26 protein-coding genes are annotated in these 22,703 nt (G+C 66.4%); 12 read left to right on the top strand and 14 right to left on the bottom strand.

All coding sequences use genetic code 11. The features are described 5' to 3' along the window. Positions 1 to 86 precede the first annotated feature (86 nt). Positions 87 to 317, bottom strand: a complete 231-nt coding sequence (locus FJ956_RS23820; RefSeq protein ID WP_140683360.1) for a hypothetical protein — start codon at positions 315 to 317, stop codon at positions 87 to 89. A 133-nt stretch (positions 318 to 450) separates the two neighbouring features. Here FJ956_RS23820 and FJ956_RS23815 point away from each other — a divergent pair, with 133 nt between their 5' ends. Beyond that, positions 451 to 717: a hypothetical protein gene (locus tag FJ956_RS23815; RefSeq protein WP_140683363.1), complete on the top strand. Its 267-nt coding sequence runs from the start codon at positions 451 to 453 to the stop codon at positions 715 to 717. Between the two features lie 125 nt (positions 718 to 842). Here FJ956_RS23815 and FJ956_RS23810 read toward each other — a convergent pair whose 3' ends face one another. The 5 genes from FJ956_RS23810 to FJ956_RS23790 are packed head-to-tail and all read right to left on the bottom strand — an operon-like array spanning position 843 to position 6,117. After that, complete coding sequence (locus tag FJ956_RS23810; protein ID WP_140683366.1) at positions 843 to 1,949, bottom strand: SAM-dependent methyltransferase; 1,107 nt, start codon at positions 1,947 to 1,949, stop codon at positions 843 to 845. Positions 1,950 to 1,961: 12 nt separating this feature from the next. Then, positions 1,962 to 2,540 (bottom strand): DUF3726 domain-containing protein, encoded by a 579-nt coding sequence (locus FJ956_RS23805; protein ID WP_181170362.1) that lies wholly within the window; start codon positions 2,538 to 2,540, stop codon positions 1,962 to 1,964. Next, the gene (locus FJ956_RS23800; RefSeq protein ID WP_140683372.1) at positions 2,537 to 4,192 is read right to left on the bottom strand and encodes a hypothetical protein; all 1,656 of its coding nucleotides are present in this window, start codon (positions 4,190 to 4,192) and stop codon (positions 2,537 to 2,539) included. The genes FJ956_RS23805 and FJ956_RS23800 overlap by 4 nt, the downstream gene beginning before the upstream one ends. Beyond that, positions 4,189 to 5,193: an Ldh family oxidoreductase gene (locus FJ956_RS23795; RefSeq protein ID WP_140683375.1), complete on the bottom strand. Its 1,005-nt coding sequence runs from the start codon at positions 5,191 to 5,193 to the stop codon at positions 4,189 to 4,191. Before FJ956_RS23795 ends, FJ956_RS23800 begins: the two co-directional genes overlap by 4 nt. Positions 5,194 to 5,208: 15 nt before the next feature. Then, positions 5,209 to 6,117, bottom strand: a complete 909-nt coding sequence (locus tag FJ956_RS23790) for a LysR family transcriptional regulator (protein WP_140683378.1) — start codon at positions 6,115 to 6,117, stop codon at positions 5,209 to 5,211. 100 nt (positions 6,118 to 6,217) lie between these two features. Between FJ956_RS23790 and FJ956_RS23785 the strand changes: the two genes are divergently transcribed. Further along, positions 6,218 to 7,666: an aldehyde dehydrogenase family protein gene (locus tag FJ956_RS23785; protein ID WP_140683380.1), complete on the top strand. Its 1,449-nt coding sequence runs from the start codon at positions 6,218 to 6,220 to the stop codon at positions 7,664 to 7,666. Continuing rightward, positions 7,663 to 8,661, top strand: coding sequence for a membrane dipeptidase (locus FJ956_RS23780; RefSeq protein ID WP_140683383.1), 999 nt, complete (start codon positions 7,663 to 7,665; stop codon positions 8,659 to 8,661). Before FJ956_RS23785 ends, FJ956_RS23780 begins: the two co-directional genes overlap by 4 nt. Positions 8,662 to 8,720: 59 nt before the next feature. Here the strand turns inward: FJ956_RS23780 and FJ956_RS23775 are convergent, their stop codons facing one another. From FJ956_RS23775 to hemC, 6 genes are all read right to left on the bottom strand, one after another. After that, entirely contained in the window at positions 8,721 to 9,437 is a 717-nt protein-coding gene (locus FJ956_RS23775) for a glutamine amidotransferase (protein WP_140683386.1), read from the bottom strand. A gap of 18 nt (positions 9,438 to 9,455) precedes the next feature. After that, a complete protein-coding gene (locus tag FJ956_RS23770; protein WP_140683390.1) occupies positions 9,456 to 9,935 on the bottom strand; it encodes a TerB family tellurite resistance protein in 480 nt (159 codons plus the stop codon). A 33-nt stretch (positions 9,936 to 9,968) separates the two neighbouring features. Next, the gene (locus tag FJ956_RS23765; RefSeq protein WP_140683393.1) at positions 9,969 to 11,537 is read right to left on the bottom strand and encodes a heme biosynthesis protein HemY; all 1,569 of its coding nucleotides are present in this window, start codon (positions 11,535 to 11,537) and stop codon (positions 9,969 to 9,971) included. 10 nt (positions 11,538 to 11,547) lie between these two features. Beyond that, complete coding sequence (locus FJ956_RS23760; protein WP_140683396.1) at positions 11,548 to 13,023, bottom strand: mitofilin family membrane protein; 1,476 nt, start codon at positions 13,021 to 13,023, stop codon at positions 11,548 to 11,550. 100 nt (positions 13,024 to 13,123) lie between these two features. After that, a complete protein-coding gene (locus FJ956_RS23755) occupies positions 13,124 to 13,837 on the bottom strand; it encodes a uroporphyrinogen-III synthase (protein WP_140683399.1) in 714 nt (237 codons plus the stop codon). A gap of 1 nt (position 13,838) precedes the next feature. After that, a complete protein-coding gene (gene hemC, locus FJ956_RS23750) occupies positions 13,839 to 14,762 on the bottom strand; it encodes a hydroxymethylbilane synthase (protein ID WP_140683402.1) in 924 nt (307 codons plus the stop codon). Positions 14,763 to 14,976: 214 nt separating this feature from the next. On the opposite strand from hemC, the gene tsaD reads away from it, so the two are divergent. The 6 genes from tsaD (at position 14,977) to FJ956_RS23720 (ending at position 19,141) form a co-directional block, all read left to right on the top strand. Further along, positions 14,977 to 16,062: a tRNA (adenosine(37)-N6)-threonylcarbamoyltransferase complex transferase subunit TsaD gene (gene tsaD / locus FJ956_RS23745; RefSeq protein ID WP_181170363.1), complete on the top strand. Its 1,086-nt coding sequence runs from the start codon at positions 14,977 to 14,979 to the stop codon at positions 16,060 to 16,062. Continuing rightward, on the top strand, positions 16,059 to 17,078 hold the full coding sequence (locus tag FJ956_RS23740; RefSeq protein WP_140683408.1) for an NAD(P)H-dependent glycerol-3-phosphate dehydrogenase: 1,020 nt from the start codon (positions 16,059 to 16,061) through the stop codon (positions 17,076 to 17,078). The genes tsaD and FJ956_RS23740 overlap by 4 nt, the downstream gene beginning before the upstream one ends. A gap of 17 nt (positions 17,079 to 17,095) precedes the next feature. Continuing rightward, entirely contained in the window at positions 17,096 to 17,392 is a 297-nt protein-coding gene (locus tag FJ956_RS23735) for a YciI-like protein (protein ID WP_112100902.1), read from the top strand. A 93-nt stretch (positions 17,393 to 17,485) separates the two neighbouring features. Next, positions 17,486 to 17,911 carry an EVE domain-containing protein gene (locus FJ956_RS23730; RefSeq protein WP_095769579.1) on the top strand — a complete coding sequence of 142 codons (426 nt, stop codon included), beginning with the start codon at positions 17,486 to 17,488 and terminating at the stop codon, positions 17,909 to 17,911. Continuing rightward, positions 17,908 to 18,564, top strand: coding sequence for a methyltransferase (locus FJ956_RS23725; protein ID WP_140683411.1), 657 nt, complete (start codon positions 17,908 to 17,910; stop codon positions 18,562 to 18,564). The genes FJ956_RS23730 and FJ956_RS23725 overlap by 4 nt, the downstream gene beginning before the upstream one ends. Before the next feature lie 151 nt (positions 18,565 to 18,715). Next, entirely contained in the window at positions 18,716 to 19,141 is a 426-nt protein-coding gene (locus tag FJ956_RS23720) for a DUF1761 domain-containing protein (protein ID WP_140683414.1), read from the top strand. 8 nt (positions 19,142 to 19,149) lie between these two features. On the opposite strand, the gene gcvA is transcribed toward FJ956_RS23720, so the two are convergent. Beyond that, the gene (gene gcvA, locus FJ956_RS23715) at positions 19,150 to 20,070 is read right to left on the bottom strand and encodes a transcriptional regulator GcvA (protein ID WP_140683417.1); all 921 of its coding nucleotides are present in this window, start codon (positions 20,068 to 20,070) and stop codon (positions 19,150 to 19,152) included. A 131-nt stretch (positions 20,071 to 20,201) separates the two neighbouring features. Here gcvA and FJ956_RS23710 point away from each other — a divergent pair, with 131 nt between their 5' ends. Then, on the top strand, positions 20,202 to 20,462 hold the full coding sequence (locus FJ956_RS23710) for a hypothetical protein (protein WP_140683420.1): 261 nt from the start codon (positions 20,202 to 20,204) through the stop codon (positions 20,460 to 20,462). A 68-nt stretch (positions 20,463 to 20,530) separates the two neighbouring features. On the opposite strand, the gene FJ956_RS23705 is transcribed toward FJ956_RS23710, so the two are convergent. Continuing rightward, complete coding sequence (locus FJ956_RS23705; RefSeq protein WP_140683423.1) at positions 20,531 to 21,127, bottom strand: L,D-transpeptidase; 597 nt, start codon at positions 21,125 to 21,127, stop codon at positions 20,531 to 20,533. An 84-nt stretch (positions 21,128 to 21,211) separates the two neighbouring features. Between FJ956_RS23705 and FJ956_RS23700 the strand changes: the two genes are divergently transcribed. After that, a complete protein-coding gene (locus tag FJ956_RS23700) occupies positions 21,212 to 21,895 on the top strand; it encodes a response regulator transcription factor (protein WP_040991447.1) in 684 nt (227 codons plus the stop codon). A 253-nt stretch (positions 21,896 to 22,148) separates the two neighbouring features. Next, entirely contained in the window at positions 22,149 to 22,604 is a 456-nt protein-coding gene (locus tag FJ956_RS23695) for a cyclic nucleotide-binding domain-containing protein (RefSeq protein ID WP_140683426.1), read from the top strand. Positions 22,605 to 22,703 lie beyond the last annotated feature (99 nt).

Below are 22,703 nucleotides of genomic sequence, written 5' to 3'. Positions count from 1 at the left end.
ACCAATTCGTCCGCGTCGTTGGCGCTCATCGGCCTGCGGCAGAGCACTGCCAACGCCCGATTGAGATCGCTTCGCTTGCAGTTCCTCTACTCCGAAAAACTCACGCTGACGCCGCGCTGCCGAAAATAGGCCTGCATCAGCTTGCGACCGGCGCGGTTGTTCTGCACCAATCTGGCCGGATCGAACACAGCCTGTTTCTTCCCCTCTCGCGCCAGCGCCACCTTGAGTGCCGCGATGTGGGCGTCGATATCGGCATTGTCGGCTCGGAGTGAGGCGTAGATGCTTTCGGTCGCCTCGGCCACGGTCAGTTCGCTCACAGGGGGTCGTCCTTTGATTGATCGGGCGGCGCATAACACAGATTCGTGGCCGCGCCGATACCATCCATTTTTGTTCCTCGCGTTTTGACGGGATGGCTTCTATTTTGGACAGGCCTAACAGGAGGGTTACGTTGTGAAAATACGCACGACGACGCACAATCATCCCGGAGAACCAGGCGTCATTCTGCTGGATCAGCCATTGGCGAACATGATCGTGGCGACCGACATTCGCGATGGTGCAACGACGCTGTTCGGAACCGTCGATCTGCAGGTGAACTATTCCGGCAAGTACGACATCAGAGTCGAATTATCACCGGACGAGCTCACGCGCGCCTACCGGCTGCTGGTCAAAAACCTGCTTGAGAAAATCCAGGAACTTACCGCTGAACAAACGCCTTGAAATTCTTTAACCCCGGGGATTTCGCACAAGCACCTGATACCGAGCGGCGCGAAGTTCTGCGTGGCCTCCTTGACGTCCCACGACCGAGACCAAGTGCAAGGCTGGGGCCCACAGGCCGGCACCACTTATCCTTTGACGATTTCCGTCACGCAGTGGACATAGTCCATCCGGTGGCCTTCGGGCGCGCGCGCGACATCGGCTTCGTACGCGCCGTAAAGAGTGTCGACGATTGCGGAACGATCGGCCGCGGGACGCGAGGGGTCGAGCGCGTTGGCGAAGACGGTTTCCGACCATGAGCGCAACGTGGGCACATAGGCCCTGGCGAAATTCTGCGCATTGCCATGGATCCGGAAGGCCTCGGCATAGGGGCACGGCGTCACCATGGTGAAGATGTTTTCCAGCCTCAGTCCGGCCTGCGACACCGGCGAAGCGGGATCGCGGAAGGGTGCCGCGAACTCATCCGGCGTCTTGTAGAATTGCTGGAACGTCGCGTTGACATATTCCGTCTCGCTGATCCGTCCCGCCCGAGCCAGATCGCGCCAATGGCGCGCGAAGCCGTCGAACATGTCGACACCGGTCGTGTGTCCGAGATAGCGCCCATCCTCGTCGACGCAGAAATTGGCCAGCGCCAGCCGGCCGCCCGACCTGAGCTCGCGCGCCCTGGCCAGCAGAATCGTCTCCCAGTCGCGCAGCCCCTGGGCGCGAAACTGCTGGCGCTCGGCATCGGTCGCGCCGACCGCCTGGACATGGTCGGCGATCATGCAGGGCCGCTTGCTGATCCAGTGCATCGCCGTGGCGGAAAAGCCGAACGAGAGCGAATTGTCCGGCACGATCTGGCGATAGAAGCTGGTGCCGCTGCCGAAGATATAGAGCCCGGGCGTCTCGGCCAGCGGGACCTCCGTCGAGGTGCCAAGCAGTCCCTGGCTGAGCCGGAACAGCGTCGAGAAATCATTGTTGGGCAGGTCGGTGTAGGTGATCGATATCGCCCGGTCCGGTTCCCTCTCCCGGACGGCGCCGACCAGCCGCCGCATCATGTCCATCGAGGTGCCGCCGTCGGCTGCGCCGAAATCGGCGATGGCGAATGGCTGGCCGTCCGCCAGCCGTGGCATGCGGGCGACGGCCTCGACGACGAGATCGCCGACCTTGTCGATAACGTATTTGGCGCCCACGGTGTTGGCCGAGTAGTAACCCGCTCCGCGCATGGCGATCTTCTGGCCGTCGGCTGCGCTCATTTGTTTCTCCCCTTATTCGTCGTCCACCCGGCCGCCGCCGGCACCACGCACACGCGACCTTTCGCTTTCCGGCACATAGGTTCTGGCGGCGAAGGAATTGAGCGCCGCAAGCGTCCGCTCGTCGATCGCGCCGCGCCGGCCTGTCGGCTGCTGCCCGATTTCGGGACGGTGTTCGATGACGACATCGGCGCGCGTCGCCGGCCCCACGGGCCGCGCTACGCGCAGGGCCGAGCGGCGCAGCATGGCGTCGAGCCAGATAGGCAGGCCGACACCGACGATCGCCAGCGGCAGCGCGCTCGCCGGAAGCGGATCGTCGAGCAGCAAAGCCGCGGTTCGGATCGGACAGAGCGGCGTTTCGGCCGGCTTGTCGGCCTCGCCTTTTCGCCAGCGCGCCGCGCGGGCAGGATCGGGCGGCGCGAAGGACTGCACGTTTTCGGCAAGGCTCAGCATGGCCACGCCCCATTTGTCGTCCTCGACTGCGATCCGGCGCGCCGCGCGGCCGATATCCTCTGCCAGTCCCCATGAAAATCCGCCGCCCCGCGCCGCCTTGGCGCTCAGCGTTTCCACCTCGTTGAGCGACAGGTCGATCACGCCGCCTCTCCTGCCGGCGCCATGGCGGCGACATCCTCGATCAGGGGCTCGCCGCTGAACAGCGCGATCCGCAGCCAACGGTCGGAGCGCGGGTCGAAACTGCGCGCGCCGAAGAAGGCGAGCTTGGCACGCAATATGTCGACGGGCCGCAAGTCGGCGCCGATCAGATTGTCGTGGATCTCGGCATAGGGGAATTTCGCGACGATCTGGGCGCGCCGCACCGCGTGGCGCCATTCCGGCCGGCGCAACAGAAAGTCCGCGACACTGGCCGAGGGTGGCTCCCCCGCGAGAGCCTCGGCCAGGCTGAGTGCGTCGCGCGCGGTGGCCAAAGGCTGTTCGAGCTCGGCGCCGTCCTCCTCGAAGCGTTCGCCAAGCCGGGGCTCGAGCTTCTCCGCCGAGACATACCAGAAACGCGCGTTGGCGGCCGGGTCGGCGAAGTCGACCTTGGTCGCCCAGGAATAGCAGTCGAGAAGCGCCTGCCGAAGCGAGGCGCAGCTCATGGTGCCGTCAATGCCATGGCCAGGCGTCTCGTCGGCCTTCATCGTGTCGCCGAGTTCGTCAATCAGGGCACCGTGTGGCTCGAGGATCAGCGAGACGCAGGCTTCCTGCCCCTCGAGCGAGAAATGGTCTTCGGCGAAGCGATAGAGCGCATCCCAGGGGCTGGGCTGCGCCAGAAGCCGGTCGAAATTTTCCACCAGCGCATCGAGATCGCCAGTCAGAGAGCACGTCGCGGCGGCCTGGCGGGCATCGTCGCTGTGCCAGCGAGCCACGCGCCGGCGTAGCTCGGCGAGCGCTTTCGAGAAAACCTCTCGTTCCGCCGCGCCGGCTTGCGGTTCGGCGCGCACCCTTGCCAGCGCGGTTTCGCGGGCCAGGAACCAGCTATGCGTCAACAGCGGATGGCGAACGAGAAACGGCGCCATTCCGAGCCCCGTCGCGTTGCCGACCCCGAGCGCCCGGCGCAAATCCGGCGCCAGCCCTGCCGCGCCGGCCGGATTGCGGCGATAGGCGATGTGATCGACAAGGTCGAGCGTGAAGGAGCGGATCAGCCAGACCGTGAGCATTTCCGCCTGGAACGACCCGGCAAGCTCCGGGCGCGCGGCGATCTCGTCGCGATCGGCGATGCCGAACTTGCCATTGCCGTAGACCGCCGTGGTGCGCAGCAGATAGCCGACGCCGAGCAACTGCTCCTCGTGCGGCTGTCGTCCCTGCGCCAGTGCCGCGGCGACTTCCTCGAACAGCCGCACGCTTTTGTTCGCACGCGCCAGCACGAGTTCGCTTCTGGTGTAGCGGCCCGCCTCCTGCAGCGGCGCATTTGCCTCCAGCCGCGCGATTTCGGCGTCATCCGGCAATCCGTCGTAAAGCACGTAGCTCGTGTCCCAGGCCTGCGCGATCACCCGGTCGGACCGCTTCTCGTCGTCGAGCGGGGTCGAGAACGCGACAAGGCTGTAGGTCCTTGCCGGGGTCTCGACCGCATAGACCGCGCGCCCGAACCCTTTGTCGTCGAGGTCGAACCGGTCCTTGCGCACACGCCATTTTTCCCTGACGGCGCGGCGGATCAACTGGCGCAGGAAGCTGAGCCGCGTCGGATGCGCGGCGCCCAGCCGCTGCAAGCGCATGACGACCTCCGGCGGGCGCAGCGCGATCGCCGTCATGCGGCCGTCCCTGCGAGCTTCTCCAAGGTGGCGAGCGTTTCCGCCGCCACCTCGATGCCGTCTCCGGCGTTGCGCTCGCGCGCGTCGAAACGCCTTGTGCCCGGAAGCCTCGCCTCGCCGATGAAGGCGCCGGCGACGGTTTCCAGATTGCCCGCGAATGCCCCGGCCGATGTTGCTCCTGGCGAGACCGCCAGGAAGAACTGGCCGGTTCCAGGCGGACCTCCGGCCGTGCCGGAGAAGGGACTGGCGACAAGCCCGGGGTTCGCTCCCGTCAGGCATGCGGCGAAGATCTCGACCAGCAATGCAGAGCCGACGCCCTTGTAGCCGCCCGCCGGCGCCATCGTGCCCTTCAACGCTTCGCCGGCATCGGTGGTCGTCTCGCCGCTTGCGTCGAAAGCCCAGCCGGGCGGGATCGGCTCGCCGACGCGGGCCCGCTTGATGACTTCGCTCTTGGCGACGATGCTGGCGCTCTGGTCGATGACGAAGCGCGCGCCGCCCTGCCCGTCGGGAACCGCCAGCGACCAGGGATTGGTGCCGAGGGCGGCCTTGCGCCCGCCCCAGGGCGCGATCGAGGCCGGCGCGTTGGTGAAGCCCAGACCGACCAGGCCGGCCCGCGCGATGTTTTCGGTGTGATAGCCGAGCGCGCCGCAATTGTAGGAGTTGCGGATGGCCAAAGCCGCCACGCCTTGCGAGCGCGCCGCCTCGATCAGCGGCGGCGTGCCGGTGACGATTGCCGCGTGCGCAAAGCCGTTGCCGGCATCGACGGCGACGACAGCCGGAGCCGGACGCGTCAGGCGCGGCTCGGCCAGCCCCAGGACCTTGCCGCAGGTCAAATGCTCGCAATAGGTCGGCAGGTACATCAACCCATGCGACTTCAGGCCGTCGCGTTCGGCTGCCGCGATGGCTGCGGCGAGCGCCTCGGCCTGCCGCTCGCTTGCGCCATGGCGCAGCAGCGCGGTGTGGGCGAGCGTCTCGATGCGGGCTTGCGTCAGGCGTGTCATCCGGCCATCCGCCAATCATGCCGCCGCATAGCCGAACTCTCCTTCGCTCGCCTGCGTCTGCAGGCGAATGCATTCGATGAACCGCAGCGACGCCGGCTGCAGGTTCCGGCCTTCCTTGGCGATCCAGCCGACGGTCCGGCTCGAGCGCGGGTCGGCAAGGGGAACGAAGCGCACGTCGTGGCTCGATTTCCAGCGGCAGAGCCGGGGCAGGATGGTGACGCCGAGCCCGGCCTCCACCATCGCCAGGTTGGAGCTCACATTGGTCGCGGTGAGCTTCGAGCCGGCGGCTAAAGCCTCGGTCTCGGCAAGCCCGAGCGCTGCGGCCGCGCCATTGCGGATGAAGCTCTCGCCATCGAGCTCAGCCCATTTCAGCGGGCGCTTCGATTTCGCCAGAGGATGATCGGCCGGGCAGACGAAATCGAGCGGCTCGTGGAACAGCGGCTCAAAGCTGAGCTGCGGCCGCTTGCTGGCCAGCACGCAGAGCCCGACCTCGACCATGCCGTTCTCGACCGCGTCGACGATCGCGCTGGAATCGCTGTCGCGAACATGGATGTCGAACCGGCTGCCTTCGGCGCGAAGCTGGGCGATCGCGCGCGGCAGCAGGGTCACGGCGACCGAAGGCACGCTGGCCACGTCGCAGCGGCCCTGCCGGTCCGCCGCATAGCTGGTCATCGCCAGGCAGGCGCGGTCGTAATGCGCGATCATGGCACGCGCCTCGTCGAGCACGATACGACCGACCGGCGAAAGCGCGCCCTTGCGCTCGCTCTCGAACAGCGGCGCGCCGATGTCGTCTTCCAGCTGTTTCAAGGTCATCGACACGGCCGATGGGGTGCGGCCGATCCGATCGGCGGCGGCGCGCACGCCGCCGGTCTCGCAGACCGCGACGAAGCTGCGCATGCCGGTCAGGCTGATGGTTTTGGTCACTGTTAAGCTTGCCTGAACATTTGTGCCAAAAATTGAGCTTGATTGAAGTTCACAGCATTGGTTAGGTCGTTGTCAACCGAATTGATGCAGGTCGAACACGATGCTGAACGGTCAGAACTTCATCGCAGGCGAATGGCGCGACGGCGCCGACTGGGTCGAGGACGTCAATCCGTCCGACGTGACCGACATGGTCGGGCGTTTTGCCCAGGCGCGGCCGTCCGACATCCATGACGCCGTGGCGGCGGCGCAAGGCGCGCAGCGGGAATGGGCCGCGGCCGGGCTCGAAGCGCGAGCCGCCGTTCTCGACGCCGTCGGGCGCGAGCTGATGACACGCTCGAAGGAGCTTGGCGAACTGCTTTCGCGCGAGGAGGGCAAGACGCTTCCCGAGGGCGTCGGCGAGGTTTTTCGCGCCGGACAGTTCTTCACCTATTTCGCCGCCGAGGCGCTGCGCAATCTCGGCTCCTCGGCCGACTCGGTCAGGGCTGGCGTCGACGTTCTGACCGAACGCGAACCGCTTGGCGTCGTCGCGATCATTTCGCCCTGGAATTTCCCCATCGCCACCGCGTCCTGGAAGATCGCGCCGGCGCTTGCCTTCGGCAATGCCGTGGTCTGGAAGCCGGCCAGCATCACCCCGGCCAGCGCCTGGGCGCTGACCGAGATAATCGGCCGGCAGGCGATCCCGAAAGGCCTGTTCAACCTGGTTATGGGTTCCGGGTCGACGATCGGCCGCGAGCTTGCCGCCAATGCCGACATACAAGGGTTGAGCTTCACCGGTTCCGGTGCCGTCGGTTCCGGCATCGCGGCGCTGGCCGCCGCGCGCTTCGTGAAGCTGCAGCTCGAAATGGGGTCGAAGAATCCGTTCGTCGTCATGGACGATGCCGATCTCGACCGCGCCGTCGACCTTGCGGTGAACGGCGCCTTTGGCGGCACCGGGCAAAAATGCACGGCGGCGTCCCGCCTGATCGTCCATCGGCCGATCCACGACGCCTTCGTCGACAAGCTGCTGACGAAAACCAAAGCCCTCAAGGTCGGCCATGCGCTTGCGGCCGGCGTCCAGATGGGGCCAGTCGTCAGCACCGAGCAGCTCTCGGCCAATCTCGATTATGTGACGCTCGGCATCAGCGAAGGCGCCGAGCTTGCGACAGGCGGCGAGGCGCTCGACCTGGCGCATCGCGGCCACTATATGGCGCCCGCCGTGTTTCTCAACGGCCGCTCGCGCATGCGCATCAACCAGGAGGAGATGTTCGCGCCGATCACCTGCGTCATTCCAGCCGACGACCTCGACGAGGCGATCCTGTTGGCCAACGACACGCCCTATGGGCTGACGGCCGGCATCGCCACGCGCTCGCTGGCGCGCGCGACGAGATTCCGCCACGCCTCTCGCTCGGGCTGCGTCATGGTCAACCTGGCGACCGCCGGCACCGACTATCACGTGCCGTTCGGCGGCGTTCGCGCCTCGAGCTACGGCCCGCGCGAGCAAGGCCACGCGGCGGTCGAGTTCTACACGCAGGTCAAGACATCCTACATCCACGCGGGCGTGGCCGAATGACCAGCGACGCGCCGCAAGTGCTGATCGACGGGCTGCAATACTGCAACTGGTCGCGCGAAATTTTCGAGGAGATGCGCCGGGGCGGGTTGACCGCGGTCCACGCCACGGTCGGCTATCATGAAGGTTTTCGCGAAACGGTGCGCCATCTCGTCGATTGGCGCGCGCGCTTTCGCGACAATGAGGACCTGATCCTTCTGGCGCGCGATGCCGGCGACATCGAGCGCGCGCGGGCCACCAACCGGACGGCGATCCTGCTTGGCCTGCAGAACCCGATGCCGATCGAGGACGATATCGGCTTGATCGAGATGCTGTTCGATCTCGGCATCCGCTTCATGCAACTCACCTACAACAACCAGTCGCTGCTCGGCTGCGGCTGGATGGAGAGGGAAGACAGCGGGGTGACGCGGATGGGGCGCGAGGCCATCGCCGAGATGAACCGGCTCGGCATGATCATCGACCTGTCGCATGCCGGCGAGCGGACCGCGCTGGAAACGATCGCGCTGTCGCAACGCCCGGTGGTCATCAGCCACGCCAATCCGCGCTGGCTGCGCGACAGCAACCGCAATGTCTCCAGGGCCGTCCTGCAGGCATTGCGCGCAAAAGAAGGGCTGCTCGGCCTTTCGCTCTACCCGCTGCATCTTCCGAACGGTTCGGACACGACGCTCGATCAATTCGGAAAGATGGCCAAGGAGGCATCTGAAATCATGGGAGCGGAGCATCTCGGCATCGGCTCGGATCTTTGCCAGGATCAGCCCGACAGCGTCGTGCGTTGGATGCGCGAGGGCCGCTGGACCCGCGAGATCCAGGCTGCCGCGAGTTTTCCGGGTCAGCCGTCCTGGTTCAGATCGAACCTCGATTTTCCGAAGCTGTCGCAAGGCCTCTCCTCGGCCGGATTCGGTGAGGCCGAGACCGCGCTGGTTCTCGGCGGCGCCTGGCACCGCTTCCTCGAGGCCAGCCTGCCTTCGGCCCGGGATTCGCAAGCCACGAGCAGATAGGCGCGGGGACAGGTGCAGGTCGGGTCAAGCTCGGCCGTTCAGGGCAATCGGGCTTTGCTCTACTCCACGGCCGGCCGGCCAAAAATCAGCCCCAGAAACTCAGCTAACCAGCGCTTGAGATGCATGTCCCAGATCAGCCGGCCGCCGAGATGGTCGCGGCCGGGCTGGGCGCCGGGCAGCTCGAAGCGATGCGCGCCGCGCACCACCCAGCGCTGCATCATCACCCGGGTCAGCTCGCCGTGGAACTGGATGCCCCAGGCATTCTCGCCATAGCGGAAGGCCTGGTTGGGGTAGGTTTCCGCCGTTGCCAGCAGCGTCGCTTCCTTCGGCAGCGAAAAGCCTTCGCGATGAAACTGGTAGACCATCTCCGGCCAGTGCAGCAGTTTCTTGCCGGCGTCGGTCGCCTTCAGCGGATACCAGCCGATCTCGACCAGGCCCTCGCCATGGCCCTCGACCTTGCCGCCGAGATGGTTGGCGAGCATCTGCGCGCCGAGGCAGATGCCGAGGAACGGCCGGTTCTCCTTGAGCGGGATTTCCAGCCAGTCGGTCTCGCGGCGGACGAACTCGTCCTCGTCATTGGCGCTCATCGGCCCGCCGAAGATAACAGCGCCGGCATGATCCTCCAGCGTGCAGGGCAGCCCGTCGCCGAGCGGCGGCCTGCGGATGTCGAGATCGAAACCTTCTTCCAGGAGCATATGGCCGACGCGGCCGGGGCTCGAATTCTCCTGATGCAGCACGATCAGGATCTTTGGTCTCGGCCTCGGTCTGGGTGGCATGGAGGGCGATGGGTCCTGTTATTCGTCGCTCGACGTGCCCCGCGCGCCGGGCACCTCGGCCGCCGCCTTGCGGCGCGCCTCGATGCGGTCGCGGCGCTCGACGCCGATCAGCTCAGCGACCCGCCAGACGGTGTTGTCCTCGAGCTCGTCAAGCTCGCCATCGGCATAGACGATTTCCCACATCAGGCCGATGAAGGCCTTGCGCGCCTCGGCGTCGAGGTTGCGCTTGAGCACGCTGGTGAAGGCGTAGAGGTCGATCGCCTCATTGTCGGCGCTCTCGCCGGCCGCGGCCAGCGCGTCGAGCTCCTCGCCGCTCACCGAATAGGTCTCGGCCAGGATCTGCTTGAACCGCTCCCATTCGACGTCCTGGCGCACACCGTCGGCGTTCATCACATGGTAGAGCAGCGCCGAGGCCGCGACGCGCGGATCGTCGGCGCTCGGCCTGGCATGGCCGGCAGCCGGCAAATCTCTCAGGAAGGACAACACACGCTCGAACATCGACACCTTTTCCCTGCCCATCAAAACCCGGCCTCAGAACAAACGAAACCGGCGCGGCGATTTTTCCGCTTCTTCTTCCGGCGCGACACCCGGATCGTCCGGCAAAGGCGGTAATTCCGAACCCCGTCCGGTTGTTTCAGCTTCGCTGACGGCTTCCGCAACGGCCGCGTCCCTCTCGCCGCCATTCGCCTGCGCCGGCTTCTCGGCAGGCGCGTCGGCAACAATGTCGATCGCCTTTTCAGCGGATGCGGCGGCCGGCGCGGCGGTGATCGCCGGCACCGCAACATCCGTCTCGCTGTCGATCAACTGGCCAAGTCGTTCCATCGGCGCGCGCCAGGTGAAGGCGTCGAGCTTGCCGGTAACCGGCGACACCGGCGCCCAGCGCTCGGAGATGACGCCGTCCGCCACCCAGGCCGGGTCACGCGGCGCGCGCACCGCCTTCGACAGCAGCTGCCGCACCTTGCCCTGGTCGCCGGTCTCGGCTTCCTCGATATCGGCGAGCAGCAGATAGGCGCCCTCGCGGCGGTCCATGCGGATCGCGGCCTCCGCCTCGCGCCGCGCGGTGGCGAAATCCTGTGCGTCGAGCGCCGCCCGCGCCACGGTCATGGACGACTCGGCGTGATTCTTCTTCAATTCCTGCAGCTTCTTCGCCCGGTTGAGGCGGTCGAGCACGGCATCGCCCGGCCTTGCATGGGTGTAGAGCTCGGCGATATCCGGATGCGGCTCGGCCTTCCACGCGGCCTCCAGGATCTTGGAGCCCTTGCGCACGTCGTTTTGCCGGATAACCAGATCGGCGGCGATGACCGCCGCCGGCGCGAAGTCCGGCGCCAACTTGTTGGCTTCGAGCGCCGCGGCGCGGGCCGCGTTCGGGTCGCTGTCGACCAGCGCCTGCGCCTTGGCGGTGAGCAGCACGGCGCGGCGGCGGTTGGCCGCGTCGCGCTCGATCTGCCTTGTCGATTTCTGCGCCTCGACCAGCCTCAGCGCGCCGTCCCAGTCGCCGCGTTCGGTCAGCTCCTCGAGCGTCGATTCCGCCGCCCAGGCAAGCTGCGGCGCAACCGCCGCCGCACGGCCGGCATAGTGGCGCGCGGCATTGCGGTCGCCGAGGCGCTCGGCCTCGAGATAAAGCCCGCGCAGGCCGAGCAGCCGCATCTCGGGATCGTCGAGCATGCGCTCGAATTTTTCCCGCGCGCCTTTATGGTCGCCTTCGAGCAGCGAGGCCTGGGCGTCGAGCAGATTGATCAGCGGCTCCTGATCGGACTTGATCAGCTTGGCCGCCTCCTTGGTCTTCTTGCGCGCCAGCGCGCCGTCGCCGGCGCCGGCGGCGATCATGCCCGTCGACAGCGCCTGGTAGCCGCGGTCGCGGCGGCGCACCCGGAAATAACGCGAGATCGTGTAGGGGCTGTTCCATAGCGACTTGATCAGCCACCAGACGATCATCACCGCGGCGACCACGGCGACGATCGCCACCGCCGCCACCATCAGCGTGATCTGGTACTGGTAGCCGTTGAAGGTGACGAGCATGTCGCCCGGACGGTCTGCCAGCCAGGCGAAGCCCAGTCCCAGCGCGAAGACGACGAGGAGGAAGACGAGGAGGCGGATCATCTTGTCGTCCTCACGCCTTCGTCGCGCCGGCAATCAGCGCTTCGAGCTGCTTTTCGACCTCCAGCCGCGCCTTCAGTTTGCCGGCAAAATCGGCCCCGGCTGCCTTTGCCGCGTCCGGCAGCGTGTCGTATTCGGCGAGCGCCTTGGCGTAGTCGCCCTGGTTGACCGCGACTTCCATGCGGGCCACGGTTTCCGGCACCCCCTTGCCTTCGACGGCGCCGACCGGCCGCACCTTGACCAGCGATTCCGCGCTCGACACCAGGCTCTGGAAGAAGCCGGCATTCTGGTCGACCGGTGTCGCCGCTTCGACCATCGCATTGGCGGCCGCATCGGCCTCCGAAGCGATAGTGGCGCGGGTCGGCACGCCCTTTTCGGCATAGGAGCGCAACGCCGCGAGCTCGGGCGCGTCCGGTGCGATCGCCGCGAACGTGTCGAGCTCGGTCGCGAAGGGCGCGCCGCGATCGAGCGCCGACTTCAGCGCCGAGGCCGCGATCGCCAGCGCGATCTTGGGCTGCGAGGCCTGCGCCTCGACCTTGCCGGAAAGCTGCGACACGGACTGTTCCAGCGCCGCGACCCGACCGTCCTCGCCCTTGGCCGCGTCGCCAGTCGATTTCACCAGCGCGTCGAGCCCGGCGATCTTCTCGTTGAGCGGCCCGAGATCGACTGGCGCCACGCTGCCGTTCTTCTGCAGGTCGGCGACGGTCGTCTCGATCTGGCCGACCTTGTCGCCGAGCGCCTTGAGCGCGGCGCCGTCGCCGCTCTGCCCGGCCGAGGATTTCAGCGCCGCGACATCGGCCTTGACCTGGTCGAGCGCCGATGAAAGGCCGTCGACCTTGGCGGCGGCGCCGGTGCCGTCGCTTTCCTTCAGCGCCGCGATCTCGCTCTTCAGCGAAGCGATCTCGCCATTGACGCCGTCGAGGTATCCGCCGCCCGAGCCTGGCGCGCCAAGCAGGCCGACCGCCTGCAGCAGGCCGGCGCCGGCAAGCGCGATCACGCCGCCGATGACGCCCGCGGCGATGGCGTTGACGCCGGTTTTGCGCGAAGGCTGCGGCACGCGATCCTCGCTCCGTGTCTCACTTCGTGTCTCGCTTGGCTTCGCTGTCGAGGCGCCGGCGCCGGGCGCGGAGGCGTCCTCAAAATTATACTCGAAGCCCTTGGACTGGCTCTTCGGCGCGTCGGAACCGCCGGGATATGGCGCCTCCGGCTCGTCCTTGCCGGCCTCGGGCTTATCGGCTGCAGCCTGCGCGGCGTCGCTATGCTCCCATGGCTCGATATCGTCCTGCTCGGCATGGATCGGCTCTTCTGGGGCCTCCGGCTGCGAAGCGGCGGCGGCCTCTTCCGCCTTCGCCTCGTCGGTCTGCGCGGCCTCGGCCTCGGCCTTGACGGCTTCCTCGTCGGTGATTCGCGAGACGGCGCCGGGCTCGAGTTCGATAGTCACCGGCTCGCGCCGGGTCTTCGAATGTCGCATCTTCGGCGTCTTGACCATGCTTTGGGCTCCGCGAACTGGCTTGAGGATGGTTCAAAGGGTCCAGGGGATGCTCTAGCACATCACCAAGCGGTGAAAAGGGGCGGTGTGATGACGCGGCTCAGCCGGGCAGCGACAAAAGCGCCAGCAACGCCTCTTCCTCGGGCTTGGACGCGATGCCGACCCTGTTACTGGCAACCTCTTCCAACTGCTTGGCAACACGCGCCGAAAGCGCCAAGAATTCCGTTTTTTCAAAGAGATGCCGCAAGGCCGGCCGCGCAATCAGGCTGGCCAGCGCCAAGCTGGCCTTGGCCGAATAAAGCAGCGCGGCGTCGATCGGCCGGCCCGACAGGCGGGCGACCACGTCGGCATCGCCATAGTCGACACCTATCGTGTCGTAAGTCTCGATCGCCTGGACATGCACGCCCGCCGCCGCCAGCCGCCGCTCGAATACCGGGAAGCGGACACGACCGCACAGATAGACGATTGCCTTGCCGGCAAGGCCGCCGGCGATGGCGTCGGCCAGCGCCTCGGCATCGCCCGGACCTTCCGTGACGGAGACAAACCCCGCCGCGCGGCAGGCCTCGGCCGTCCGTTTTCCAAGCGTGTGGCAAGGCAGGCCTGCAAGCGCCGCGACCAGCGCCTTCGGCGCATGCCGCACCGCATTGGCGCTGGTAACAGTGACCGCGACGACATCGCCGCCGATGGTCGCCTCGACAGGCAATGCGCTCGTCTCGGTCAACGGCAGCAGGACCGGCTGAAATCCCAGGCCTTCGAGGCGCAGTGCCGTGCGCGACGCGCCAGGCTCTGGCCTCGTCACCAGGACGCGGACCATGTCAGGCCCAGCCGTCGAAGAATTCAGCGCCGGCCCTGGCGCGGACCGTCCGCGCGGCGTCCAGGCCGATCTCCGCCGCGTCCGCGGCCTCGCCTTCCAGCCGGACCTCGTGCGATTCCTTGCCGTCGGGCGAGATGATCAGCCCGGTGAAGGAGAGTTTCTCGCCCGACACCGTCGCATGGCCGGCGATCGGCGTGCGACACGAGCCGTCGAGCGCGGCGAGGAAGGCCCGCTCGCAGGCCAGTGCCTGGCCCGTCGGCACGTGATGGATCGCCGCCAGCATCCTTTCGACATCGCGGTCGCCGATGCGCGTTTCGATGCCGATCGCGCCTTGTCCCGGCGCCGGCGGGAAAGCTTCCAGCGGCATCAGGTCGGTGACGACATGTTCGAGCCCGAGCCGCTTCAGCCCGGCATAGGCGAGGATGGTGCCTTCGGCGACGCCTTCGTCGAGCTTGCGCAGCCTGGTCTGCACATTGCCGCGGAACATCACCACCTCGAAATCCGGCCGCATGCGGCGAAGCAGCGCCTGCCGGCGAAGCGACGACGATCCGACGATCGCGCCATGCGGCAGGTCGGCGATCCGTTTCACCTTCTTGCCGATGAAGGCGTCGCGGGCGTCCTCGCGCGGCAGGAACGTGGCAAGCTCCAATCCGTCGGGCAGCACCGTCGGCATGTCCTTCGATGAATGCACGGCGATGTCGATGCGGCCGTCAAGCAGCGCTTCCTCGATTTCCTTGGTGAACAGGCCCTTGCCGCCGGCTTCCGACAGCGGCCGGTCCTGGATGCGGTCGCCGCTGGTCGAGATCGGCATCATTTCGAATGCCTGCTCGGGCAGCCCATGCGCCTGCATCAGCCGCGCCTGCGTCTCATGCGCCTGGGCGAGCGCCAGCGGGCTGCCGCGTGTTCCGATTTTCAAAGTTTGCATGGCGCGCGGTCCGTGATAACCCCCGAGTGAACTCGAGGTCTGCCGAGATTCAAGGTCAGGCCGAGCCGAAAATGGTGGGTTTCGAGAACCGGAGCGGAGCGTACTTTTGGGTACGTGAGCACCGGAAGCGCAGAAAACCGCCATTTGCAGGCCGGCATCACCTGAATATCGACAGACCTCCGGCGACACAATCTTTCTGGACAGCGACCAATTGATCCGCGTTCTGGGCATTGAGACGAGTTGCGATGAGACGGCGGCCAGCGTGGTGGCGTTGGACGGCGGCTCCGCGCCCGAAATCCTGTCCAACATCGTGCTCAGCCAGATCGAGGAGCACGCGGCCTTTGGCGGCGTCGTGCCCGAGATCGCCGCCCGCGCCCATGTCGAGGCGCTGGACGGCATCATCGAGGCAGCACTTGCCGACTCGTCGGTCTCGCTCGACGAGGTCGACGCGATTGCCGCGACGGCGGGGCCGGGTCTGGTCGGTGGGCTGATCGTCGGCTTGATGACCGCCAAGGCGATCGCCGCAGCCGCCAACAAGCCGCTGATCGCCATCAACCACCTCGAAGGCCATGCGCTGACGGCGCGGCTGACCGACGGTCTCGACTTCCCCTATCTGCTGCTGCTCGTCTCCGGCGGCCACACCCAGATCGTCGCGGTGCGCGGCGTCGGCGATTACCAGCGCTGGGCGACGACCATCGACGATGCGCTCGGCGAAGCTTTCGACAAGACGGCCAAGATGCTCGGCCTGCCCTATCCAGGCGGCCCGAATGTCGAGAAGGTTGCGGCCAGCGGCGACTCGCGCCGCTTCGCCTTCCCACGTCCGATGAAGGGCTCTGCGCAACCGGATTTCTCTTTCTCCGGCCTGAAGACGGCGGTGCGCCAGGCGGCAACCGCCATCGCGCCGCTGAGCGACCAGGACGTCGCCGACATCTGCGCCTCTTTCCAGGCGGCGGTGGCGGACGCGCTGGGCGACCGTGTCGGCCGCGCGCTTGCCCGCTTCCGCCAGGAATTCCCCGGCCAGGCGAGACCGGCGCTGGTCGTCGCCGGCGGCGTCGCCGCCAATCGCACCATCAAGGCAACGCTTGAAACGCTTTGTTCGCAAGCCGGCTTCGCCTTCGTCGCGCCGCCGCAGAAACTCTGCACCGACAATGCGGCGATGATCGCCTGGGCCGGCATCGAGCGGCTGCGCGCCGGCATCGCCGACGAAAACACCGCCGATTTCGTGCCGCGTTCGCGCTGGCCGCTCGACAGTGTTTCGGCGCCCCTGGTCGGCTCGGGCCGGCGCGGTGCCAAGGCATGAGCGCGAAGGTGACGGGCGGCAGGAAATCGGGCAGCGGCTGGGGCGTCGCGGTGCTGGGCGGCGGCGCCTGGGGCACGGCGCTGGCGCTGGCCATGCTACGCGCCGGCCACGACGTCCGGCTCTATGCGCGCGACACTGAGACCGTCGCTGCCATCGCCCGCGGCGAGAACCCGCGCTACCTGCCCGGCATCCGGATCGCGCCGGGCATCGCCGCCACCAGCGATATGGCCGCGGCGCTCGACGGCGCCGACTGCGTGCTCGCCGTGACGCCGGCGCAGTCGCTGCGCGCGGTCCTGGCCGAAGCACGCAACCATGTGCCTCAGGGAGCGCCGCTGGTGCTCTGCGCCAAGGGCATCGAGCGCGACACCGGCGCGCTGCTCTCGGCGATCGTCGCGGAGAGCCTGCCCGGCAATCCGGTCGCGGCACTGTCCGGTCCGAGCTTCGCCAGCGACGTCGCGTCCGGCCTGCCGACGGCAGTCGTGGTTGCCGCTCGCGAAGGCGATCTGGCAGCGGAGCTCGCCGCGCGCTTCTCGGCGGAGAACCTGCGCTGCTATTCCAGCGCCGACCTGATCGGCGTCGAGATCGGCGGCGCGCTGAAGAACGTCTTTGCCATCGCCGCCGGCGCCGTCACCGGCGCAGGTCTGGGCGCCAGCGCCCAGGCAGCCATGGTGACGCGCGGCTTCGTCGAATTGCGCCGCATCGGCGCCGCTTTCGGCGCCAGGCCGGAGACGCTGATGGGGCTTTCCGGCCTGGGCGACCTCTTGCTCACCTGTTCGTCATCGCAGTCGCGCAATTTCGCCTATGGCCTGGCGCTCGGCCAGGGCAAGCCGCTTGCCGGCCTGCCGCTCGCCGAAGGCGTGCCGACGGCCGGCATCGCCGCCCGCATCGCCGCCGAACGCCGCATCGAGGCGCCGATCATCTCGGCCGTCGCCGCCATCCTCGACGGCAAGGTGACCATCGGCCAGGCCGTGACCGCGTTGATGACACGCCCGCTCAAGACCGAAACCGACATCTGAATCATCGGAGTTGAAACATGCTGTTTGCGTTGATTTGCAAGGACAAGCCCGGCAGCCTGCAACTGCGCGTCGACACGCGGCCGGCGCATGCGGCGTTCCTGGAAGGCCTGATCGCCGAAGGCAAGCTTGCCTTTGCCGGTCCCTTCCTCGACGCCGACGGCAAGCCGGACGGCAGCCTGGTGATGATCGAGGCGCCGGACATGGCTGGTGCCCAAGCGTTGGCGGCCGCCGATCCCTACGCCAAGGCCGGCCTGTTCGAAAGCGTCCAGATCCGGCCGTGGAACTGGGTCTTCCAGAAGCCCGCCGGCGCTTGATCGTTCGCTGCTCTCGCCGCAGCGGCGGCGAAAGAGTAAGCATAGACGGGGACGCCATGCGTGGCGGTGCGACAAAGCGATGGGACAAACGATATGAACTATTGGCTGTTCAAGTCCGAACCTTCGGTCTTTTCCTTCGAGGCGCTGAAGGCCAAAGGCAAGGCCGGCACGCAATGGGACGGCGTGCGCAACTATGCCGCCCGCAACAACATGAAGGCGATGCAGATCGGCGATCTCGGCTTCTTCTATCACTCCAACGAGGGCCTCGACATCGTCGGCATCGCCGAGGTCTGCGCGCTGGCCCACCCCGACACCACGACCGACGATCCGCGCTGGGAATGCGTCGACATCCGCGCCTATAAGGACGTGCCGAAGCCGGTGACGCTGGAAGAGGTCAAGGCCAATCCCAAGCTCGCCGAGATGGCGCTGGTCCGGCTCGGCCGGCTTTCCGTTCAGCCGGTGACGCCGGCCGAATGGAAAGAGGTCTGCCGCATGGCCGAGCTCAACCCGGCACCGTGACGAAGCTCACGCCGAAAAGCGCGAAAAAGTTCATCCTCGACAACACGGCGCTGATGGCGCCGCCGCATGTGCCGGAAGTGTTTTTGCATCTCGCCGACGAGGCGCATGATCTGTGGCTGCGCACGGAGGAAGAGCTGGCCGAGATCGGCCTGCCGCCACCTTTCTGGGCCTTTGCCTGGGCCGGCGGCCAGGGTCTCGCCCGCTACGTGCTCGACAATCCCGGGACGGTGCGCCGCAAACGGGTGCTCGACTTCGCTTGCGGTTCGGGCCTCGTCGCCATCGCCGCGATGAAAGCCGGCGCGGCAAAGGTGATCGCCGCTGACATCGACCCGTTTTGCGAGACGGCGATCGCGCTCAACCTCGAGGCCAACGCCGTTGAGGCGCAATTCCTCGGCACGAATTGCGTCGGCTCCGACGATGGCTGGGACGTCGTGCTTGCCGGCGACGTCTTCTACGACAAGGCTTTCGCCGACAGCTTGCTGCCCTGGTTCGCGCGCCTGCGGGCTCGCGGCGCCGATATCCTCATTGGCGATCCGGGCCGCGCCTATCTCCCCGGGACCGGGCTGGAATCGCTGGCCGTTTACCAGGTTCCTGTGACGCGCGTGCTGGAGGACGCCGAGGTCAAGCGCACGACTGTCTGGCGCCTTGCTTGACGGAACGACCGAACAAGCGTTCCATCGCCTCTAGAGCAATTCCAGGAAAAGTGTGAGCGGTTTTCCGTCCGGAATTGCGTAAAAACAAGTAGATAGTGCGGTTCGCCGTTTCCGTGAAACGGTGAAACGCACGAGACTTGGAGGGGAAAGCATGGATTTTTCGGTCGTGAACTGGCTGGCGGTGATCGCCGCCGCTGTCGTCGCATGGTTGTTCGGCGCCGCCTGGTACATGGGCTTGAGCAAGCCCTGGCTGAGGGCGGCCAAGCTCGACCCCGCCACCATGCAGCGCTCGGCCGTTCCCTTCATCGTCAGCTTCGTCGCCGAGCTCATCATGGCGCTTGTCCTGACACTGGTGTTGGGCGCGATTACCGGCGGCGAGCCGAACCCGATCGCGGGGCTGCTGCTCGGCTTCGTGCTCTGGCTCGGCTTCATCGCCACCACGCTCGCCGTCAACCACCGCTATGAGGGCTTCGGCTGGGCCCTGACGCTGATCGACGCCGGTCACTGGCTGGGCGTGATGCTGATCATCGGCGCCGTCATCGGCTGGTTCGGCGCACCGGCCGCGCCGGCGGGCTGAGGCGGCCATCACGTCGGCGTCTTCGCCGCCTCCTCGGTAAGCCAATCGCGGAAAGCGATAACCCGGGCGTCGTCCTTCGCGGCCTCGGGATAGACCAGGAAATAGGCGAATTCCGGCGCCACCTTGATGCCGAGCTCGAAGGGCCGCACCAGGCGCCCTTGCGAAAGATCGTTGGCGACCATGGCGAAATCGGCGAGCGCCACCGCATTGCCGTCGAGCGCCGCCTGGGTGGCATCGGTCGACGACCCGAAGACCAGCGTGCGGCTGTCGTCGAAATCGTCGACGCCGGCCGCCTGCATCCACATGCTCCAGTTCGGCCACGTCACCCCCTGCCGCGACCAGTCGATATGCGCAAGCGTGTGGTTGAACAGATCGCGCGGCTCCTTCAGCGGCGGACCTGACGCCAGCAACGCCGGGCTGCAGACCGGGATGATGATGTTCTCGAACAGCCGGTGCGCCGCGAGCCCCGGATATTTGCCTGTGCCGAAGCGGATGCCGACATCGACATCGTCGCGCTCGAAATCCCTGACATCGTAGGTGATGTCGAAACGCAGCTCGATGCCCGGCTTCTGCTGGCGGAAATCGTCGACGCGCCGCATCAGCCACTTGGTCGCGAACTGCGCGTCGAGCGTCACCTTCAAAAGCGAGGTGCCGCGCGTCATCTTGCGGGCTCGAGACACCGCCCGGTTGAGCAGGTCGAGCGCATCGATCGAAGCCTCGAACAGAACGTTCCCCGCCTCCGTCAGCCGGATGGTGCGGCTGGTGCGCGTGAACAGCACCAAGTCGAGCTGGTCCTCGATTTCCTTGATCTGATGGCTGACCGCTGCCGGCGTCAGGCCGAGCTCGTCGGCGGCGCGGGTGAAGTTGAGATGCCTGGCGGCCGCTTCGAAGGTCCGCAGCGCACGCGTTCCGGGTAGCAGCTTGGCCATGCGATCTCCAAATAAAACTTGATGATCAGAAAAGAACTACTCGTTTCTCGTTTGTTTTTCAATACGGCATGATGGCTTCATCGAAACACCATCAAACCGGATTTGATATCTGGAGAAACACGGATAGAGCCATGTCTGAGATCGCCCTGAAGCCCTGCACCCCCCTGGAATCTCCCTCCGGCCTCACCCTTTGGCTGCGTTCGGCACGCGATTGGCTGCGCCAGGCCCGGGTCGCCGCCCGGCTGCCCCACGAGTCGGCCGAAGACCTCTCCGACAGCCAGCTGCGCGACATCGGCGCCGAGCGCCGGGATGTGGCGAAGGCGATGGACCGGGAGCTTCGCGAGATCGGGCTGCTCGGCGCGGGTTGGCAGAAACCGGGAAAGAGGCAGTAGGGATTAGGCAGTAGGGAAGGAGACGCCTACTGCCTACTGCCTACTGCCTACTGCCTACTGCCTACTGCCTATCTAACTACCCGCACCACCGTCCTGTCCGACAGCAACGGAAGCAGCCTCGCCATGGTACGCGCCGTCACCGCCAAGCAGCCTTGCGTCGGCGTGAAGCCCGGCCGTGCCAGATGGAAGAAGATCGCGCTGCCGCGCCCGCGCCGGCGTGGCGCGATGTTCCAGTCGAGCACCAGGCAGACATCGTAGAGCCGATCGCCGCGCCGCATCCGCTCGTGGCTCGCGCCATACGGGATCTTCACCGGGCGGTTGTAGTTGCGGTCGTCCGGCACCTCGCACCAGCCGAGATCCGGACCGATCGGGGCCATCGGCAGCCTCGTCCTGCGCCCGCCCGCGAAATGATCGCCCCGAAAATAGCCCGACAGGATGCGCATCGAAGCCAGCGGCGTCGCGCCGTCCCCTTCATGCTTGTTGGCGGTGATGCCGCCGCGCCCCAGGGCGCAGGGAAACACCGTTTTGCCGGCTTGCAGGAAGCCCTGCGCAGGGTTGCCGGGCCGTGCGCGCACGACCAAAACGTTCAAGCCTTTCGGCAAAAATGCGCCCGCCGCATTGCGCGCGCGTTTTTTCTTGTATGATTGTGTCACGGAACAAATCACTGTGATCGGCTGTTGCGCCGGTGAGCTTCCGCATAAATGGGGGGAGGTCAACTGAATATTCTTTTTAAAACAACGGATTGATCCATGACATCACGCACCATCCTGATCGTCGATGACGACGACGACCTGCGCGCCACCCTGGTCGAGCAACTGGCGCTCTACGAAGAATTCGACGTCCAGCAGGAATCGACCGCCGCAAAAGGCGTTGCCGCGGCGCGCGGCGGCGTCGTCGACCTGCTCATCATGGATGTCGGCCTGCCCGACATGGATGGCCGCGAGGCGGTGAAAATCCTGCGCAAGGGCGGCTACAAGGCGCCCATCATCATGCTGACCGGCCATGACACCGATTCCGACACGATTCTGGGTCTCGAGGCCGGCGCCAACGACTATGTGACCAAGCCTTTCCGCTTCGCGGTTCTGCTCGCGCGCATCCGCGCCCAGCTTCGCCAGCATGAGCAAAGCGAGGACGCGACCTTCTCCGTCGGCCCCTATACGTTCAAGCCCAGCCAGAAGCTGCTGATCGATCCGCGCGGCGCCAAGGTGCGGCTGACCGAGAAGGAAGCCTCGATCATCAAGTACCTCTACCGCGCCGACCAGAAGGTGGTGACGCGCGACGTGCTGTTGGAAGAGGTCTGGGGCTACAATTCCGGCGTCACCACGCACACGCTGGAGACCCATGTCTACCGGTTGCGCCAGAAGATCGAGCGCGATCCTTCCAATGCCGAAATTCTTGTGACAGAAAGCGGCGGCTACAAGCTGGTTCCTTAAACATTTCATGATCCAAGATAAAGTGTGAAACGGTTGCGCTAGGCGGCTTCGCCGTAGCCTTCCGGCTGGAATTGAGCCAAAAGAGATAGAGCGGTCGGGCGGGACCGCTTCGGGTACGATCCTGGTGCTGGAGGGTGATGGATCGGCTCGTTGCAGGCATCGCACGATGCACGGTGGAGCGTTTCTCGCGAGCCCAGGAGGGCGCGCCGCTCCAATGGAGGGACTGGACTGACCGCTCGGGGACACAGCTAGGATGGCGCTGGATGACGACATCCACATCCTGTCCAGCGTGAAGCTTTTCCAGGGCTTCACGCAGGAACAGCTGCGCCTGCTCGCCTTCGGCGCCGAGACCACCGTGCTCCAGGCCGACCATAAGCTCTACCGCGAGGACGACGTCGCTGACTCTGCCTATATCGTGGTCAGCGGTTTGATCGCACTCTATCGGGAGCTAGGCGGCAAACGCGTCCCGATCGGTACGGCAGGCCCGGGCACCATGCTGAGCGAGTTGGCCCTGATCGCCGATACCAACCGGCTGACCAGCGCTTCCGCGGCGGTCGATTCGGAAGTGATCCGGCTGAGCCGGAAAATGTTCCGCCGCATCCTGGAGGAATACCCGGACCTCGCCGTGCAGCTGCACGGACGCATCCTGGAGGAATTCCAGCAGATGATCGCCCGCATCGAGGAATTGGGTCCGCGGTTTACGGGCTAGGATCGCGCCGGCCAGAAAGCGCCTTCGTCATTCTAGGGCGGAGCAAGGAGCGAAGCGACGCGCGCAGACCCTCTTATGACCGTGGTCAAGAGTGATGGA

The sequence above is a fragment of the Mesorhizobium sp. B2-4-3 genome (assembly GCF_006442815.1).
GTDB lineage: Bacteria > Pseudomonadota > Alphaproteobacteria > Rhizobiales > Rhizobiaceae > Mesorhizobium.
This window is presented reverse-complemented; position numbering and strand designations above follow the sequence as displayed.